Source organism: Pradoshia sp. Z5_111, assembly GCF_058267535.1.
In genome coordinates this window covers 164,551-181,840 of the sequence record NZ_JBZCPQ010000001.1, presented here as the reverse complement: position 1 = coordinate 181,840, position 17,290 = coordinate 164,551, and the positions used below count along the sequence as shown (strand labels likewise).

Below are 17,290 nucleotides of genomic sequence, written 5' to 3'. Positions count from 1 at the left end.
TCATTCTTCAAGCCCATCAATATAAGCCAGAAACAGCACATCTACATTTTCATTAATCGATCTATCCCGATTATTTCATTGATCCAAGAATCTGTAACAATTTCATCCGTAATAAATGTCTGCATTCCTGAACCTATATCGAATGCTACTTTTCCATACCTGGATGCTATATATGGGGCAAGGATAAGCGCATTTATTCCCGCTCCTAAAAAGCATATATCAAAATCGATCTTTTTAAGCTGATCTTTTACCGTTGGTATATCTTCATACGAATAAACAGGGAGTGCACCTACTACTTGTACACCCAATGTTTTTCCATATCTATCTTCCAAACCTTTTTTTGCTTTTTCTGCAAGTGATCCAATTAATAATACTTTTCTATTACGTAATATATCTTCAAATTTATCTTTTTGTGACTTCATAAAAACTCTTCTAATATTCGCTTCAAAATACTCTTTTGGTTCAATATTATAGATTGAAAAAACACGCTCCGTAATTTCCTTGGAATTTTCTTCAATTGTGTTATATCCCACAATATCAGCACTATTCACCGCGGCAATCCCTTCCATTTGAGCAATGGGGTTTGGAAACCTTATTCCACGATGATAAAAGCCTTCTTTCACATCTTTATTGGCTATCTTTTTTTCCTTTCTGTAATGGCCTTGAAATTTATTTAAAATAGGATCCTTATCGAATTGATCTTGTCCCATCACAACGGCTTCGGTTTGACCGACTGATACAATCGATAGAGGCCTTTGTTTTTTCAAACTTCTTAAAATACGGTCCATTATCTCACCGCTTGATAATTGGTTTGACAAATTTCTCTCTCCCTTCGCTAAAAAAATCACATATATTAGATTATTTTTCTATCCATTTACAGTAGCTTAGTAAATCATTTACATGCTTTGTAACCCATGATTGCTCAGGAGTTCTCCGACTATTATTCTCAAATTTATTTAAATACCATTGAATTAAATAACATTTATAAAGGATTCGTGCTGCGAGATAACTATCATAAAATGGTTCCCACTTAACTGACTGTGAACTGTATTTATTCCATCCGTCAACATAGGACCTCAAAGCTGTTTCATTTAACTGACTTGAAGGAACATGAATATCCTCCTCACCAATATATTCCATCAATAAAGTCATCGGTCCAATTTTCATATTCTCAAAATCAATGATTAAAACCTGGTCATTGGAATGTCTAATTAACGTATTAAACTTCGATACATCACCAGGATGTAATGTACATGGTACTCCATATAATTTATGGATTATTTGCAATATCCATTTTTGATCCATTCTTTTAATTAAATCTAAAAATTCAGATCCACCAATCTCTCTCAGAAGGTCTTCTCTGATTCCACGGAATTTTATACCCTCATAAATCTCATCAATATGGTTACGAACAGATATTTTGTCAATAAAGTGATCTAACTTCCCTTTAAAATCTTTATCGATATTTATCAATTTATCAATCTTATCATTATCAAACTCATTTATTTGATTTCCCAACTTAGCTGCAAACTTCCCGTAATCTTTAAAAACCCTTTTAACGTTTTTTTGGTCACTAAAGTCTGGGTTTACTCCTTCTATCCATTCCAGAATCATGACCTTTACATTATTATGGACATCATAAGCTATGATTTTGGGGATATGTTCTTTCACAAAATTAGATAATTTGCTATAAAAAAATACCTCAACCAGTATCGCTGAATCTCTCCCATATTTAATCAATACTTGTTCAGGTTGAGCATTTTTATTTTCCCGCCATTTGATACGCTCTATTCTCTTTGAGGCATCAAGTATCAACTCTCTTTCCAAAATCTCAAACGAATCCAAGCTCAGAATCTTTGCAATCTCATCAGAGTTAAGTTCAGACATTCATTTCCTTCCTCTCATAATAAGCACAAGCATTTATGATTAATCTATCTTCCCTACTTCTGTTCATTTGTCATTATTTCCTGAATCAACTCGACAAATTGTTTTGCACGCTTTTTCGTCGTATGGTGTTCATGAACCATTAAATAGCCTTGTTTAGAAATCTTATACCTTTCTGATTCATTCTCCAGATAATACTGCGCCTTTTCCTGGAAATTATCTTCATTGATCTCTACAAAATGCACTCCTGGTACAAATCCCATGTCTTCTAACTCGTTCGATGAGGGAGCTAGTAACAAAGTCCTAGAGGCCGGTACTTCTAAATATTTTGTAAGAACATATTCATATCTTGAATTACATGTAAAAAACATTTTGGAGCGGTTTATTTCTTGTGCATATTTTTCACCAGCAAATACATTCTCTTCGTCATCATCTATATTTCGATAACCAGGATGCTCATGATAAACAAATCCAGGTTCATCTTTCATAGCTTGTACAACTTTATGTCTAATCGGATAGACCCGATGATGTACCGCCCCCATTAACAAATAATCTATTTCTTTTTCTAACTTATAATCTTTAAAAATAGCTGGATTAATATGTTTGGGCAGCCATTTCATCATATGCGCAAACTCCGGATACCACTCGAGGAACTTATCGCGATAATACACAAATATATGCTTTACATTTTCAGCATGGAGAGCTTCTTTCCTATCCTTAATATGGTAATGAATATCATATAAATTAACTGCAAAAGGAATTTCCAAAGTGCTGAGGCCTGTAATTTTTGGAGAGTTACTTTCTCCAAATTCATTTATGAAAATAAAATCCGGTTGAACTTCTACTTTTTTCAGAATTTCCTTAATATCGCCTGACTCATGCCAAACAGTTAAATTTGTTAGCTTAGCTACCTCCATCAATAAATAGTGAAACTCTGGTGATATATATTTGCTGAAATCACCAGTCGTCACAAGAAGGTTTATTTTTCGCACCTGTTTCCCTCCTTAAAAATATTGGAAATTACAACTTGTCTTTTCATACTATGAATAACTTCGCAAAAGGTAACTATAAATACCCAAATCGTGTATTTAGAACTGCTAAACTAATTTTTTTAAATTATTTCTAAAAAAAAGCTGCCGATTTTGTCGACAGCCACAAATATAGATAAGGTGTTCATATCCTTATCTATCTCTTCTATTCGAAATAATTTCATTTACCGTAAACAGAAATTCCTCTACTCTCTTTTCCACAGAGTGTCTTTCTGCAACTAATTTATAGCCTTTATCAATTATTTGTTTTCTTTCCTCTTCATGCTCTAAATAATAAGTTACTTTTTCAAGTACATTATATTCATCTACTTCAACAAATGTTTCCCCATCAATAAACCCCAATTCTTTTAACTCATCTGATCCCGTTCCCATCAATAATGTTTTGCAGGCCAGGCATTCGTAATATTTCATAAGAGGCAGCTTTTCAACAGAATCACATGTTACAAATATTTTTGCTCTTGATAATTCTTTGGCATATGTTATTCCTGTTAAATGATTTGAATTTGTTGGTAATTCTCCATAACCTGGATGATCGAAATACTTAAAGCCTGGATAATATAACAACTGCTCATACATAGCAAATCGTTTTGGATATACCCTTTTGATTAGAATCCCCATCATTAAACAGTCAATATCCCGCTCTTGCCCATAGTCTCTGAAAATATCAAGTGGAACAAAATGGGGCATCCAAATGTACCGTTCCTTTAATTCTGGGAGGATACGGTTGCTTGCATCCCTATAATGTGTAAAAATATGCTGAATGTACTCCCGCTCATAAAACAGTCTACGACGGTAAGGTTTATATTTAATTTCATGTAATATAGCCCCTACAGGTATAGAGGTATCCCTTATACCACGTATTGTAGGTGTATAATCCGGCTTAAAATCATTTAAAAGAATAAATGAAGGTGACTGCGGCAATCTACTAAGTATTCCGCTTAAATCACCATCATTTTCCCATATATATAAGTTACATTGTTTTTGAAGTTCTGAGATAAAGTATTCTGTACTTTTATTAATCCGATTATGGAATCTTTTTGTAATAAATAAAATAGTTGGTTGTTTAATCAAACGCATATCCTCCTTAAAGCGGCTTCATGTGTTTATAAAAACCACATAAAGCCACATTATCTTTAAATAACTTAAGGAAGTTCAAGAGAAGTGATTTGATTAAATCTTACGATAAATGTCCTTCCTCCAAATGAAGAATCAACTTGTCTAAATTCAGCATAATCATTGCCTACATTAACAACTTGTACATTAGTTAAATCAGGTTCTCCATTAAATTGTGATCTATTGACATGAACTTCTGCAATTTCTTGACCCGTTCTTAAATAATGTCGTAGTAGCTGTCTAAAGGATACTCTTGCAATAGACCTTGATAGGGTCGATTCAGAATTATTCCTGGCCATTTCTTGAGTCGTTGTTAAATACTCTGTTAACAGTTGTTTTAAGGAAGCACTTGTAATAGCTCCAGATGGAGTCTGCTTAGATTCAGGGTTCCCCTCTGCCATTTTTGTTCACCTCACATATGTTTCAGCTATAATTAGCCGTAATTTAATTATATGGAGATTTTCTATGATAGCTTGTTTGCTTGTCCTATAACTTTTAAAGAATTTGTTATGTAAAATGACCATTTTTATTGATGATGTACTTCACCCTAAAAGTTAGAGTTGAAATCTAACTTTTAGAGGTCACCTTTTGAATCATTAGAAAATTAAACTTTTACCGAAGCTTTACGCAACTTCTTAACTGAAGTAATATTTATTCTTCTGAATTTAACTTTCCGATAATTGTTTCAATTATTGAACCAATCCCAGCTACAGACAAAACCATCAATAAAAAATAGCTAACTACTGGAATATAATAATCGATCATTACTAAGCCAATACTAACCCATAGTCCAGTGCACCAATGACAACTTAGTAATTCTCCAAAAAAATGTTTGATTCCCTTTTCTTTAACCATATATAAAACAATTTCATTACCTTCTTCATCAACTTCACTGATTTCATTAAAAAATGGCTTCCTGATAAATTCAGTGATTTTATCAAATACAAATAGGCGTGTTAATCGAAAAGCTGCTAATCCTATTATAAATATTTTCACAATATCCAGCTCCATTATTACTCTCCTTTCTCTTCATTTTTATAAATACATTGAAAAATAGGCTATATACTCAAACAACTATACTCTTATTTTCATAACCTGTTAGAGAAATGATTTCATCAAGGAGGAGAAGATATGAGCTGCGGTTCTGATTTTGAAACATCCAGTTGTATTTGTGATACTTTACTAGCTATTGCGGAGGCTCAAGATTTAGTAAAGCCCGATGAAGAAACTCTTGGAAAAGGTTGCGAAAGAGCAATTAACGAATTAAATAATGGTAAACTTTTTGGAGGGTACAAATATAACACGATTCCAATTATGCTTACTGTATTTAACACTGGAGAACTATTTACAGGGCATGGAACAACTAAAAAGAAGAATAAATGTTATTTTGTTGAATCCAAAATTTTCCGCATCGATAATGTTGATTCTGATTCTTGTTGTGCAACCTTAGAATTATTAAAGAAAAAAGATTATTTTCCAAAAGGCATAGACTCAGATGACCATCATTATGAAAATCATAAAGATGATTATAAAGATGATTATAAAGAGAATCATAAAGATGATTATTATTTTGAGGAACTCGAAGGTACTGATGCTTATATTACTGTTGATTTGAATATGTTTGGTGCAGTTACTTGCCTTTGTCCTGTAGCTATCCATCATGATTGTAAATAAACTGGCAGGTTATAATTTACTTTCATATATTTTAAGCCTGGGGGTATCTCCCAGGTTTTCTTTCTGTACTCTTTTATTTTTATCACCTTCAATTGCGAGTTATTATCTTCAGGCTTATCCTTTTTAGGCTTATCCTTTCCTTCTGATACATCTTATGAAATTTACCTTTTTTTGATTAGGCGAAAGCTATTATATTAATAAAAAGATGACCTATTTTTCAGTTTTTACGAAAAATAAGGTCATTGTTATGTTTAATTTATAAAATAGAAAGTTCATCAACATCATTTATGGCAATTAATCTATTTTTCCCATCTACTTTTACCTTTAAAAATTCTCCACGTTTACTCTCTATTTGCCCAACAATGGATTCTCCCTCAATTTTTATTTCACAGAAAGGTTTCTCCACTACTGATGGATACCTTGCTAACCGTATTAATTTCATCCGAAGATCATCTTTTAGAGTATCACTTTCGACTTGAACTTCAATATTTTCATCTTCAATTTGGCTTGTTTTTCCTGTCAATAAATTTTCTGTGATTATATCGTTATTTTCTTTTAATGCTTCTTCATGCAACTTCTCTGTAAGTTCATTTTTTACAGCTGCTTCGTCCTCTTGTAAACTATATTCTTCTTGTAATTTATTATCCTCCTTTTCTTTGATAATCCCCTTACTGTGATAAACTTCCTGCATATACTGAGCAATCAATTTACCTTTATTCACTGGTTGGATAATATAAAATATCGGTTCTTTATAATTATTTTCCATTTCATTATCATTCATTGTTTTTCTTCCTTTCCTTAATGGGTCATTTTTATATGTATGCATATGGCCTTTGTCCTTTGACAAATTAGTTGTAACAAACAAGCCTTATCATTTAGCCTAAAGGACACATTTTTTGAGACAAGAAGTGAGGTGTGAATTGGCTTACGTCTTTTTCTTGTTATAACAATGGTATCCTCACCTTCTTATACTTTTTTGACATTAACATCTCAGAAGGAACACCTTTATATTAAACGACAGACTTAATGGTAAAAAAGCTTTGATACTTAAATACAGGGAAAACTTACAATATTGCCCTTATGAAAATGATAGAAACTCATCCGTATGATACTTAATTACACAGAAAAGCCGATTGCTTAAATTCGCAATCGGCCTTTTATCTCTTTATTTTTTTCACTTATTCCCAGATAACCGCCTGTTTTTCATCCCCTCAAGCAATTTTTGCTGAAGGCGCAAATATTCATGCAGTTCTTCTTTAGAAAGTACCTCAAACAACTCTAAGAAAATCGATTCACCAATCCTTTGAGCCTCTTTTAAAGCTGTACAACCCTTTTCAGTAATCTTCAAATAAACAGAGCGCCGATCTTCTTCATCATATTCCCGCTCGGCAAGCTCAAAACGAACGAGTTTTGAGGCAATATGCGTGACTGCTCCTTTTGTGTAACCAAGCATATCAGCAAGTTCGCTTTGCCTTAATGCCTTGCCATCTCTAAGTTCAGCCAGAACAAGTACTGCCGATACACCGATTGGATAAGAGTAACGGGACGTAAAATCCACAATGTGCTCATTGGAAACTTGTTCAATGGAATGAATTAAATCAAATAGATTATCTTGTTCCATCATAATCACTTCTTAACGAAGCATTGTTGCTCCACCATCGACCATAATGGTTTGTCCAGTAATATACTGAGAGTCTGCGCTTGCCAAAAAGACTGCTACACGGCCGATATCTTCCTCTACATCGCCAAAGCGGCCAAGCGGAATTTTATTCACAACAGCCTGGTAATATTCTGGCTGCGCTTTTGCCCATGTACGTACGCCTTCAGAATCGGCAATCGGACTGATCAGGTTAACATTAATGCCATAGCGTCCCCATTCATTAGCGGCAACACGAGTGATTCCCCGAATCGCTTCTTTCGCAGCTGCATAGGAAGCTTGTGTTTGGTCACCATTGATACCTGCTCCGGAAGCAAAGTTAATAATGTTACCTTTTGTTTCCTTCAAATAAGGAAGAGCTGCCTGCATCAAGTAGAATGTTGGATAGAATCCTGTTCCAAGTGACAGCTCTAAGTCCTCATGTGTAATCTCTTCAAATAATTTTTGTTTAGATGCATGTGCATTATTGACTAGCACATCCAGTTTGCCATACTTATCAATAACTGTTTGAATAATATTTGGTAAATTTTCACGATCCATTAAATTAGCTTTCACAAACATGGAGTTTGGAGAGATGTCCTGCAGTATTTTTTCCGCCGCTTTGCCTGTTTCTTCATTTACATCGACAATCGCGAGAATAGCACCTTCCTTGGCCATTGCTTTCGCCATACCAAGCCCAATACCCCCTGCACCACCTGTAATAATGACAACTTTTTCTTGAAGTTTCCCCATAACAATCTCCCCTTTATTTTCTTATTCAACTATATTTTAACAATAAACTATTTATTAATAAACTAATACGCTTACATTTTTAATAGCTTGCTTAGTTTTTCATTTATAAAAACTTCTTCATAAAATAAAATGTGCTATCGTAATAAAAGCAAGAATCCTTTATGAGCTTCTTGCTCCCCACCAAAGATTCCTGATAAAGCTTCAAAAATTGATTTGATTTTAACATAATACATATATACTGATTGAGCACTTTAATTATATAAGGATATCCATCCAAAGCTTAACCGCTGTAGCTGCAATCATGACAGCAAGGATCCACTGCAAAACTTTTGTGTTCATTGATTTGCTCATCCTTGCTCCAAGTGGTGCAGCAATGATACTTGCGATTATCATGATTAAGGCTGGTCCATAATCAACTTGTCCTGTCAGAATCTTACCAGCGCTTCCACCGACCGAAGAAATGAATGTAACCGCAAGGCTTGTCGCGATTGTCATTCTTGTTGGTATTTTCAGTACAACGAGCATGATTGGCACAAGCATAAATCCTCCTGCTGCACCTACAATTCCTGAAGCAATCCCGACAATAAAGGCAAGAATGGCGGCGAGCGGCTTGTTAAACGTAACTTCATTAAGCGGCTGACCATCGATTTGTTTTTTAGGAATAAACATCATAATTGCCGCGACAACGGCCAACAAAGCATATACAATATTGACAGCGCTCTCTGATAAAAAAAGAGAACCATAGCTTCCTATAAAACTTCCCGCTAGAATGGATCCCCCCATACAAAGAATAAGTGACTTGTTTAAGTAACCGCCCTTTCGATAAGCCCAGACACCCGAAATGGAGGCAAATAATACTTGGACTGCACTAATACCGGAAACTTCATGCGGACTAAATGCGACAAGACCGAATAAAGGTGGAATATATAAGAGCATTGGGTATTTGATGATTGAACCGCCAACTCCCAGCATCCCTGAGATAAAAGAACCTACGAAACCTATCATAAAAATAACTACTAAAAATAAAATATCCACATACGTTGCACTCCTTTCCAATATAAGAAGCGGACTTCCAAAGTTCCGGACGTCCGCCATATATTTATGCCTTCTGAATATAGAATTTTAATACTCCAGCAACTTCTGTTTGCTCCAAGATAGTGTGGCCGCCAGATTTAGACCATGCGGTAAAGTCGTTCAATGCACCCTTATCTGTGACAAGTACCTCTAGTACCTCTCCGGATTGAATTGCTCCCATTGCCTTCTTTGTTCTAACAATTGGCATTGGGCAAGCCAGCCCTTTTGCATCTAATGTTTTCGTGATATTCATGAATCATTCTCCTTTATGTTTGCATTTATTTATAGGTCGATTAGCGTACGGCACAACGGTTCGGGCCGATTTCCATCTCGATTTGCTCATCATTATCAGGCGTGATCTTCCCCAGATTGACCTGGCGGATTTGCTGATAGGCATTTGGCTGTGGAGGCAGGTTCTCGGTAACGGTCTTGCGGAACTCTTCCTCATCAGTCATGTTCAAGCCGTGATTCTCTGCGAACAAATCGCCTAAGCGTTTGGCAACCGAGCCGTTCTCGTTCAGCTCGGCAATAATCATGAAATGTGCCGGAAGCACAATCAAGTCATCAGCCAGCTCACGGTAGCGTTTGTATAATGTGACGCGAAGATCCGACACCCAATCCTCCGCCAGACCAGCTAAGTCCGGTCTTCCGATGGAGTCGATGAAGAGGATATCCCCTGTCAGCAAGTAGCTTGAATCAATCACGAAGGATGTCGAGCCGATCGTGTGGCCAGGAGAATATAAGGCTCCTACTTCAATCTTGGATTCACCAAGGATTACCGTAAGCCTATCCTCAGGTGCCGTGTACTCGAATACAACCCCTTCCGCATCCTTAGGCGGCAGATAGTACGTCGCGCCGATTTTCGCCGCGATATGACGTCCTCCGGAAATATGGTCTGCATGTAAATGTGTATCAAATACATGCTTAATCTCTACGCCCTTTTCTTTGGCGAAATCAACAAAAGTATCTGTGAAGCGGACCGCATCGATGATGGCTGCTTCTCCGCCCGAGATAACCATATAAGAGAGGCATCCTTTACCAAGACGGACAAACTGATACAATTCTCCGCCATTCTTCAGGTCGCCAACCTTAACCGGCTCAAGATACATGCTCCATGATTTCATGCCACCTTCAAGATACGCAGCATCATGGCCAGCGTCAGACAACATATCCGCTACCATAATGGATGAGCCTTCTTTCGCACAGACAACGAGAAGCTCTTGATCTTCTGGTATTTGCGGAAGAATTTCTTCTACTCCGTCAAGCAATTCAAAGTAAGGAATATTCAGATAGTCAAATCGATGTCCGTCAATTTTCCAATCCTCGAATGCGTCCTTATTCCGAACGTCCAGAATAAATAATTTCTTGTCTTCGATTACGTAGCGGGCAACATCTGCCGCTGTCCACTTAGATACTGTCATGTTTTCATTACCCCCATAGGTATATTTTTGTTTTTTTGAAAGGAGGGCATAGATTTACCCTCCGAATAGATGATGGTTATTCTGTTTCTTTTACGACCGGGCCGTTCCAATCCTTCATGCCAGGTAGGACGTTATATACCTTTTTAAACCCATTAGCCGCAAGCTTTTGAGCAGCAAAATCACTGCGTTTGCCGGTGCGGCAGATTACGTAGATTTCTTGTTCCGGGTCAAGCTCGTCAAGACGTGCCTCCAGGTCGCCCATTGGTATGGATTTCGCCTTCTCGATATGGCCGAATGCATATTCTGCCTCTTCACGCACATCCAGGATAAGACCGTCTTTATTCAGGATTTCCTCATTAGATATGGTTGGCTCGAAGGATTTCTCCGCCACATCTCCATCCAAGCACTTACGGATGTAATGATAGAGAACACCGTCTTCCTCGTTTGTGCCGATGTATTGATGGCCGGTTGATTCCGCCCATGCAGCAAGATCTGCCTTTGACCCTTTGTCAGTCGCTTGGACCTCGAGGACTTGACCTTCCTCAATGTCCTTGATTGCTTTCTTCGTTTTGACGATTGGCATTGGGCAAGCCAATCCTTTCGTATCTAATTGAACATCTGCTTTTATTGCCATTCTGATCCTCCTATACACCGTAGGGTATATTTTTGGTTAAATTTTTTTAGATGGTTTCGCCTTCCCATGACAGCATGCCGCCTGCCATGTTGATCGCTTTATAGCCATGCTCCTGCAGATAGGCTGTCGCCTTCCCGCTGCGCGCTCCCGAGCGGCAAACCATGATATACTCGGTATTCTTATCCAATTCACCAATCCGTTCCTCTAATTCGCCTAGCGGGATGTGAGTGATACCTTTGATGTGCCCTTCTTCCACTTCTGTTGGCTCTCTGACATCGATGATATTCAGTATTTCTCCGGCTTCTAGTTTTTGCTGCACTTCTTATGCTTTCATATCAATCATCCTCTCCAGCTATTCATGCCGCCGCGTACATTCGTGACATTGGCATAGCCTAATTTCTTTATTTGCTTGCAGGCTGTCTGGCTTCTCATACCGCTTTGGCAAATGATGATGATTTCCTTATCACGCGGAAGCTTGGTAAAATCGCTGCCAAGGGGATATTCTTAAAACCGCGAATGCTGCGGCCTTTATATTCGCCTTGTGTACGTACATCGAGGAAGAATACATTCCTATCATTCAACCTATTCTTTAGCTCTGCGGTCGTAATCATATTGACTCCTTTTGTCCCCCTCATTCTAAGGATATAAAAGGCAACAAGTACGGCCGCCACAATGATCCATTCCATAAGCTCCTCCTTAGATGAACAGGTTTACTGCGCCATTTTCGGCACCGGCCAAGTAGGCGGCAACTCCGGCGTATTGAACGTCATCAAGCAATTCTTCCTTCTGTAGTCCCAAAAGGTCCATCGTCATCGTACAAGAAACGAGATTGATGTCTTGCTCCTGTGCCATTTCAATGAGTTGAGTCAATGTAAGTGCGTTATGCTTCTTCATGACATGCTTAATCATTTTTGGTCCCATACCCATCATATTCATATTAGAAAGCGCCAATTTTTCAGCACCCCTTGGCATCATGCGCCCAAACATTTTCTCGAGAATACCTTTCTTTACATTCATTTCCTCCTGCTTGCGCAATGTGTTGATTCCCCAAAATGTGTGGAAGATTGTCACCTGATGGTCGTAGGCTGCCGCTCCGTTTGCAATAATATAGGCGGCCATCGCCTTATCATAATCCCCGCTGAATAAAATGATATTAGTTGATTTCTGTTCCATTGCTCCTCCTTAGAATACATATACCCCTATAGGTATTTATTGTTGTAAAAAAATATAATCTTTTCCTGTTATCTGCTTTTAACGAGCAAGTTTACCGCCTGTCCAATTAATTCATTCATCTGTTCCTCATCTCCATCAATCGCACGTACACATTCAATTAAGTTTTCACTGACGACGATACCAATTGTCCGCTCTATTCCGGAACGTACCGCTGAAAGCTGGGTGATCACATCCTTACAATCCTGTCCTTCATCCATCATACGTTGTATGCCACGAAGCTGACCTTCCATTCTTCTTAATCTCACTTTCGTTTTATCATCATAATTCATTCATCATTTCCCCTCTCAGTTGTATTATATCGATATGCTCATCGTATACCCCTATGGGTAATTGGTCAATCAGAATGCTCAATAAATTCTTCACATCCTTTCATGCCCTAAAAAAATACTGACATTCTATATTAAAAGTACCTGTTTAGATTCATATTTTATATTCATTAGTTGCCATGTATTTGTTTATGTTATGGGCTTTTTAAACACTAGCAAACGTATATTTTTTTGAAAATTGGCCATACTATGCTTAACTTTGTTTGATTTTCAAAGGAGAAATTTATGTATAGAGGTATTATATTATTGGATGAGATGTCCCCGTTCATAAAGGAGCCACTCTTTGAGAAGAATTGTCCGATAAGATCTGTTAACGATTTTATAGATAAAAAGAATATAGAAATAGCGATTTTGAACCCTCATCAGCTTACCAGCTATTACACACGCCCGTTTGCCTTATATTTTGATTTAAGAAAAACAAAAAAACATCCTAAAATCACTTACGATTATTTAGTAATAAATCTTCATGAAGCATTTCAAAAATTTACGGATACCTATCCAGAATATTGGATTGAAATCCAGCGTTCGTTTCACCATATCCACTTCATTAAGTAACTTAGTAACCCTTAAGTCTAATCCATTGCATCCTTCTGAATCCTAAGACTTATATAATTACAATCTCCTTTTTTCACCCTATAAATTGGGAAGATATGATTAGGGTACACATCAGGCCATATCCTAGAAATTTTACATAAAAAAGGCGTACAGAATATCACTATTCTATACGCCTTTTTGCTAGATATCTGTTATGGGGCTGTCCGTAAGCACCCTAAATTAAACAGCAATCGGTGCTTTAATCGTTGGATGTGGGTCATATCCTTCAATTTTTATTTGATCTAGATTCATATGAAAAATACTTGTAAATGAAGAGTCAATCACTAGCTCAGGAAGCGATTTTGGTTCTCTTTCCAATTGAGTCTTCACTTGTTCTACATGGTTTAAATAGATATGGGCGTCCCCAAGGGTATGGACAAATTCACCAACCTCCAGATCACACTCAGCTGCAATTAAATGAGTCAGCAATGCATAGCTGGCAATATTAAATGGTACACCAAGGAAGATGTCTGCGCTTCTTTGATACAACTGGCAAGATAGCTTGCCATCTGCCACATGAAATTGGAATAGGCTGTGACATGGCGGCAGAGCCATAGTTGGTACATCCTCCGGATTCCATGCAGATACAATCAATCTTCTGGATGATGGGTTCCTTTTAATTTGTTCTACCACATCTTTAAGTTGGTCAATCGTTTCACCTGTTGATGTCTTCCATTCTCTCCATTGTTTCCCGTATACATTGCCAAGCTCTCCATACTTCGCTGCAAAGGCATCATCATTTAAGATTTTCTCTTTAAATAAATCCATTTGTTCCAAATATAATTGATTAAACTTTTCATCCTGCAAGGAACGGATGCCGAAATCAGTCATATCAGGACCTTTATACTCTGAGCTTTCAACCCATTTTTTAAATGCCCATTCATTCCAAATATTATTATTATGCTGAAGCAAAAACTTGATATTCGTATCTCCATTTATAAACCACAGCAATTCACTGGCAATCAAGCGAAATGGTACTCTTTTGGTTGTTAATAATGGAAAACCATCCTTCAGATTAAATCTCATTTGGTGGCCGAATACAGAGATTGTACCTGTCCCTGTACGGTCTTCTTTCTTTGTCCCGTTAGTTAGGACATGCTGGCAAAGATTTAAATAGGCTTGTTCATTTTTCACCATATGTTGATCCTCCTATTTTATTGTTCTTTTACTGTGTAGCCATTCTTTTCAATGTTTTTTATGATTTCGTACGTGAGCGGGGCCTTTTCCAAACATTCTGCTTTAGTTTCTTTATTGAAATAATACATCGCAAAAACCTCAGCAAAGTACTCCTCTGGATAATCAATAAAGTAGGCTTGATTCGGGAATAGTTGTTGCACTTCTTTTAACCAAGCATCTTGAAAGTAGCCCGTTTCACTAATATTATTCAATATAATTTGATCGACTGAATGTCCAAGCTCATGTAGTTCTAGATTAGTTGAACCATGGCCCGCTCCTTTTTCACTGTGCCCGATTTTTACTAAGACTGTTTTACTGCCACCCATTCCGGGTACTTCATCCCAATTTTTCGAGGAATACCCTCTTGGCTGAACTCCTTTTAAATGGGCAGCCTCCCGTTGATCCGTCAATGATCCCGTAAATAACTTAATCTTAATTCTATTCTTTTTTAATACTTGAAGTAAGCCTTCAGGTAACCCACTTATTCTTTCTATAATAACCTCAGCCTCATCCCATTGATCTTGATCATCAGGCAAAACAATTATAGTTGATACCGATGATTTATTCTCAATGCCAGATAAATTCTTTAAATAAACTGACTGTGCATAATTTTGCCCTAATGGAAATAATATAAGAGTGGCTACCATAATGAATATAAAAATGAATACAAGTAAATTTCTCGCCTTCATCACAATTCACTCCGAAGATTAATTTTTATATCATAAAAACCCTATTACCAGTCATTTAAGAATATATAGGGTTATGTATAAAACTTCGTGAAGAAATCCAGATAGGCGTATATGTATGGTTTAACTATTTATCAACAATGGCATATATCCATTTCGACAAATCATTAAAAATTATACCATATGATGAGAGTTTCGAAGTGAACGAGTGGTCATAAAAATTATGGAAGTTCATCTGACCGTTTGCAGCTAAACAGCACCATCACAGCATTCCAGCAATCCCCTTTTACAATAAAGTATCCAGGGAGAGGTGGTTAAGATACGGTTCCATCCTGATAAATATAATCTTGATGACGAATTAATGGAAGATTTGTATTCTGCTATGACAGATTGGAGATTAGTCATATTCGATAGTCTAATTGCTCTTGGATTTTGCTTAGTCTTTATTTTCATTCATCTCTCCTAAAAGAATTCCTGATCAGGATATGATCAGGAATTCTTTTAACATATGCTATGCCGACTGATGCTTTCTTTTCTTATAAAAGTGCAACAGAATGGTTGCGCCAAAAATCACAATGATAATGAAAAAGAACATAGTATGATCGATATGCAGACCAAAATTGGAACCAACCATTTTAACAGCGATAAAGGCAATCAAGATATAAGCAGCACTTTCAAGCTCTGGTATTCTATCAATTAACTTTAAGAATACACCTGCCACACCTCTCATCATTAAAACACCCAATATGCCTCCAACAAATAAAACCCAGACTTGATTACTTACACCAAAGGCAGCCAGTATACTGTCTACAGAGAATGCGATATCCATCAACTCTACGGATGCAACTGTCCCCCAAAAGGTACCGAACAATCGTTTGAGCAAGCCAGATTTTTTTACGTCTGGAACATCAGGAGTTGTTTCAAAATGTTTATACTTTTTGTAAAAATACTGAATGGATAGCCATGCAAGATAACCTCCACCAAGCAGTTTCACCCACAAAATCTCAATTAAATAGACCCCGACTCCTATAGCTAGGAAACGGAATAAATAAGCTCCAATTAACCCATAAAACAAAGCTTTCTTTCGTTGTTTTTCCGGAAGATCTTTTACCATTACAGCAAGGACAAGAGCATTATCGGATGATAGCAAGCCCTCCATCAGAACCAGTGTACCAATTAACCCCCAGCTGACTGGGTCAGATAATACCTCTATCCACATCTGCCAATCAAAAAACATAGCGTATGTTTCTATTAACTGTGAAAAGAATTCATTCATGATTGTCTTCATCTCCTGATTATTTTCTTTAACACAAAAAAAGAAAATACGTTGATTACAACGTATTAACCTTAAAATAGTAACCTATCAATTAATGATCTGCTTAGCTAATCCACTTAGGAGGAGTGTTTTGACTCCAATAAATCCTCGCCATCGAGTGATGGGCGTCAAAGTTATCTTTGTATGTATGGTAATGAAATTCAAACCAATGGCCTTCTCCAGGCGGGTTCTCTCTCCTGACATGAAATCTGATGAGGTCTTCATTAGTTTCTCGATCATAAACATGAAATATTTTTTCGCTTAAACCCCCGCTTGGCTTTTCAGATATCGCCATATTCAACAGCTTCTCTTCCGGTACATCAGATGAGAATTCCTGCAATGCAGATTCAATGTTCGGTAATACGCTCGTATAAAATTCATCTTTTATATAGGGACCAATTCTACTCCCAAACTTTTCAAAGGATTGTTCCTCAGCGCGAACCATGGCATACGACAAAAAGTCACTTTGACTAAATACCGCCTCAGGAGATTCGCTGCTTACATAATTAGTTTGACCAATAACAGGATTGTTTTTGGCTTCTTTAACCGTACTTCCTTCATACCAATCCTGATACTGAGAGGGAGATATAATTCCAAAGCTTAAAACAGAAAGCCCAACTACCAAGGATTTCTTAAGAATACTTGACCAATTTTTCAAATTAAAATCACCTGCCTATTCAGCAAAACGGACTATTTTTCACCCCGTTTTATTAATATTGGAA

At 37.0% G+C, this 17,290-nt stretch carries 23 protein-coding genes and 1 pseudogene; 3 read left to right on the top strand and 21 right to left on the bottom strand.

The annotated features are described in order from the left end of the window. Nucleotides 1–41: 41 nt before the first annotated feature. The 6 genes from AC4D4A_RS01010 to AC4D4A_RS00985 all read right to left on the bottom strand — a co-directional run bounded on the left by AC4D4A_RS01010 (nucleotide 42) and on the right by AC4D4A_RS00985 (nucleotide 5,057). Nucleotides 42–818 carry a GT-D fold domain-containing protein gene (locus AC4D4A_RS01010; RefSeq protein ID WP_490994168.1) on the bottom strand — a complete coding sequence of 259 codons (777 nt, stop codon included), beginning with the start codon at nucleotides 816–818 and terminating at the stop codon, nucleotides 42–44. Between the two features lie 40 nt (nucleotides 819–858). Further along, entirely contained in the window at nucleotides 859–1,887 is a 1,029-nt protein-coding gene (locus AC4D4A_RS01005; protein ID WP_490994167.1) for a hypothetical protein, read from the bottom strand. 53 nt (nucleotides 1,888–1,940) lie between these two features. Continuing rightward, nucleotides 1,941–2,876, bottom strand: coding sequence for a glycosyltransferase (locus AC4D4A_RS01000; RefSeq protein WP_490994166.1), 936 nt, complete (start codon nucleotides 2,874–2,876; stop codon nucleotides 1,941–1,943). 189 nt (nucleotides 2,877–3,065) lie between these two features. Then, entirely contained in the window at nucleotides 3,066–4,004 is a 939-nt protein-coding gene (locus AC4D4A_RS00995) for a glycosyltransferase family protein (protein ID WP_490994165.1), read from the bottom strand. Between the two features lie 71 nt (nucleotides 4,005–4,075). After that, complete coding sequence (locus AC4D4A_RS00990; RefSeq protein WP_490994164.1) at nucleotides 4,076–4,447, bottom strand: hypothetical protein; 372 nt, start codon at nucleotides 4,445–4,447, stop codon at nucleotides 4,076–4,078. A gap of 250 nt (nucleotides 4,448–4,697) precedes the next feature. After that, nucleotides 4,698–5,057 (bottom strand): DUF1360 domain-containing protein, encoded by a 360-nt coding sequence (locus AC4D4A_RS00985; protein ID WP_490994163.1) that lies wholly within the window; start codon nucleotides 5,055–5,057, stop codon nucleotides 4,698–4,700. Between the two features lie 120 nt (nucleotides 5,058–5,177). On the opposite strand from AC4D4A_RS00985, the gene AC4D4A_RS00980 reads away from it, so the two are divergent. Next, entirely contained in the window at nucleotides 5,178–5,720 is a 543-nt protein-coding gene (locus AC4D4A_RS00980) for a CotY/CotZ family spore coat protein (protein ID WP_490994162.1), read from the top strand. Nucleotides 5,721–5,976: 256 nt separating this feature from the next. Here the strand turns inward: AC4D4A_RS00980 and AC4D4A_RS00975 are convergent, their stop codons facing one another. From AC4D4A_RS00975 to AC4D4A_RS00925, 11 genes and pseudogenes are all read right to left on the bottom strand, one after another. Next, the gene (locus tag AC4D4A_RS00975; protein ID WP_490994161.1) at nucleotides 5,977–6,501 is read right to left on the bottom strand and encodes a hypothetical protein; all 525 of its coding nucleotides are present in this window, start codon (nucleotides 6,499–6,501) and stop codon (nucleotides 5,977–5,979) included. 393 nt (nucleotides 6,502–6,894) lie between these two features. Continuing rightward, the gene (locus AC4D4A_RS00970) at nucleotides 6,895–7,341 is read right to left on the bottom strand and encodes a MarR family winged helix-turn-helix transcriptional regulator (protein WP_490994160.1); all 447 of its coding nucleotides are present in this window, start codon (nucleotides 7,339–7,341) and stop codon (nucleotides 6,895–6,897) included. Nucleotides 7,342–7,353: 12 nt separating this feature from the next. Beyond that, nucleotides 7,354–8,109 (bottom strand): SDR family NAD(P)-dependent oxidoreductase, encoded by a 756-nt coding sequence (locus tag AC4D4A_RS00965; RefSeq protein ID WP_490994159.1) that lies wholly within the window; start codon nucleotides 8,107–8,109, stop codon nucleotides 7,354–7,356. A 255-nt stretch (nucleotides 8,110–8,364) separates the two neighbouring features. Then, complete coding sequence (locus AC4D4A_RS00960) at nucleotides 8,365–9,114, bottom strand: sulfite exporter TauE/SafE family protein (RefSeq protein WP_490994740.1); 750 nt, start codon at nucleotides 9,112–9,114, stop codon at nucleotides 8,365–8,367. Nucleotides 9,115–9,208: 94 nt separating this feature from the next. Continuing rightward, nucleotides 9,209–9,436, bottom strand: coding sequence for a sulfurtransferase TusA family protein (locus tag AC4D4A_RS00955; RefSeq protein ID WP_490994158.1), 228 nt, complete (start codon nucleotides 9,434–9,436; stop codon nucleotides 9,209–9,211). A 40-nt stretch (nucleotides 9,437–9,476) separates the two neighbouring features. Next, nucleotides 9,477–10,604, bottom strand: coding sequence for an MBL fold metallo-hydrolase (locus tag AC4D4A_RS00950; protein ID WP_490994157.1), 1,128 nt, complete (start codon nucleotides 10,602–10,604; stop codon nucleotides 9,477–9,479). 76 nt (nucleotides 10,605–10,680) lie between these two features. Continuing rightward, entirely contained in the window at nucleotides 10,681–11,238 is a 558-nt protein-coding gene (locus AC4D4A_RS00945; protein ID WP_490994156.1) for a sulfurtransferase TusA family protein, read from the bottom strand. A 46-nt stretch (nucleotides 11,239–11,284) separates the two neighbouring features. After that, a complete protein-coding gene (locus tag AC4D4A_RS00940) occupies nucleotides 11,285–11,557 on the bottom strand; it encodes a rhodanese-like domain-containing protein (RefSeq protein ID WP_490994155.1) in 273 nt (90 codons plus the stop codon). A gap of 20 nt (nucleotides 11,558–11,577) precedes the next feature. Continuing rightward, nucleotides 11,578–11,924, bottom strand: a pseudogene (locus AC4D4A_RS00935) (rhodanese-like domain-containing protein). A gap of 10 nt (nucleotides 11,925–11,934) precedes the next feature. Beyond that, nucleotides 11,935–12,411 (bottom strand): DsrE/DsrF/DrsH-like family protein, encoded by a 477-nt coding sequence (locus AC4D4A_RS00930; RefSeq protein WP_490994154.1) that lies wholly within the window; start codon nucleotides 12,409–12,411, stop codon nucleotides 11,935–11,937. Between the two features lie 68 nt (nucleotides 12,412–12,479). Continuing rightward, entirely contained in the window at nucleotides 12,480–12,740 is a 261-nt protein-coding gene (locus AC4D4A_RS00925; protein ID WP_066107222.1) for a metal-sensitive transcriptional regulator, read from the bottom strand. A gap of 282 nt (nucleotides 12,741–13,022) precedes the next feature. On the opposite strand from AC4D4A_RS00925, the gene AC4D4A_RS00920 reads away from it, so the two are divergent. After that, a complete protein-coding gene (locus tag AC4D4A_RS00920; RefSeq protein WP_490994153.1) occupies nucleotides 13,023–13,352 on the top strand; it encodes a hypothetical protein in 330 nt (109 codons plus the stop codon). A gap of 219 nt (nucleotides 13,353–13,571) precedes the next feature. Here the strand turns inward: AC4D4A_RS00920 and AC4D4A_RS00915 are convergent, their stop codons facing one another. Then, nucleotides 13,572–14,528, bottom strand: a complete 957-nt coding sequence (locus AC4D4A_RS00915) for a thymidylate synthase (protein ID WP_490994152.1) — start codon at nucleotides 14,526–14,528, stop codon at nucleotides 13,572–13,574. Between the two features lie 17 nt (nucleotides 14,529–14,545). Continuing rightward, nucleotides 14,546–15,256: an anthrax toxin lethal factor-related metalloendopeptidase gene (locus AC4D4A_RS00910; RefSeq protein ID WP_490994151.1), complete on the bottom strand. Its 711-nt coding sequence runs from the start codon at nucleotides 15,254–15,256 to the stop codon at nucleotides 14,546–14,548. A gap of 307 nt (nucleotides 15,257–15,563) precedes the next feature. On the opposite strand from AC4D4A_RS00910, the gene AC4D4A_RS00905 reads away from it, so the two are divergent. Then, nucleotides 15,564–15,719: a hypothetical protein gene (locus tag AC4D4A_RS00905; RefSeq protein ID WP_490994150.1), complete on the top strand. Its 156-nt coding sequence runs from the start codon at nucleotides 15,564–15,566 to the stop codon at nucleotides 15,717–15,719. Between the two features lie 45 nt (nucleotides 15,720–15,764). Here AC4D4A_RS00905 and AC4D4A_RS00900 read toward each other — a convergent pair whose 3' ends face one another. Further along, nucleotides 15,765–16,529: a TerC family protein gene (locus AC4D4A_RS00900; RefSeq protein WP_490994149.1), complete on the bottom strand. Its 765-nt coding sequence runs from the start codon at nucleotides 16,527–16,529 to the stop codon at nucleotides 15,765–15,767. 103 nt (nucleotides 16,530–16,632) lie between these two features. Next, nucleotides 16,633–17,226 (bottom strand): YpjP family protein, encoded by a 594-nt coding sequence (locus AC4D4A_RS00895; protein WP_490994148.1) that lies wholly within the window; start codon nucleotides 17,224–17,226, stop codon nucleotides 16,633–16,635. Between the last annotated feature and the right edge of the window lie 64 nt (nucleotides 17,227–17,290).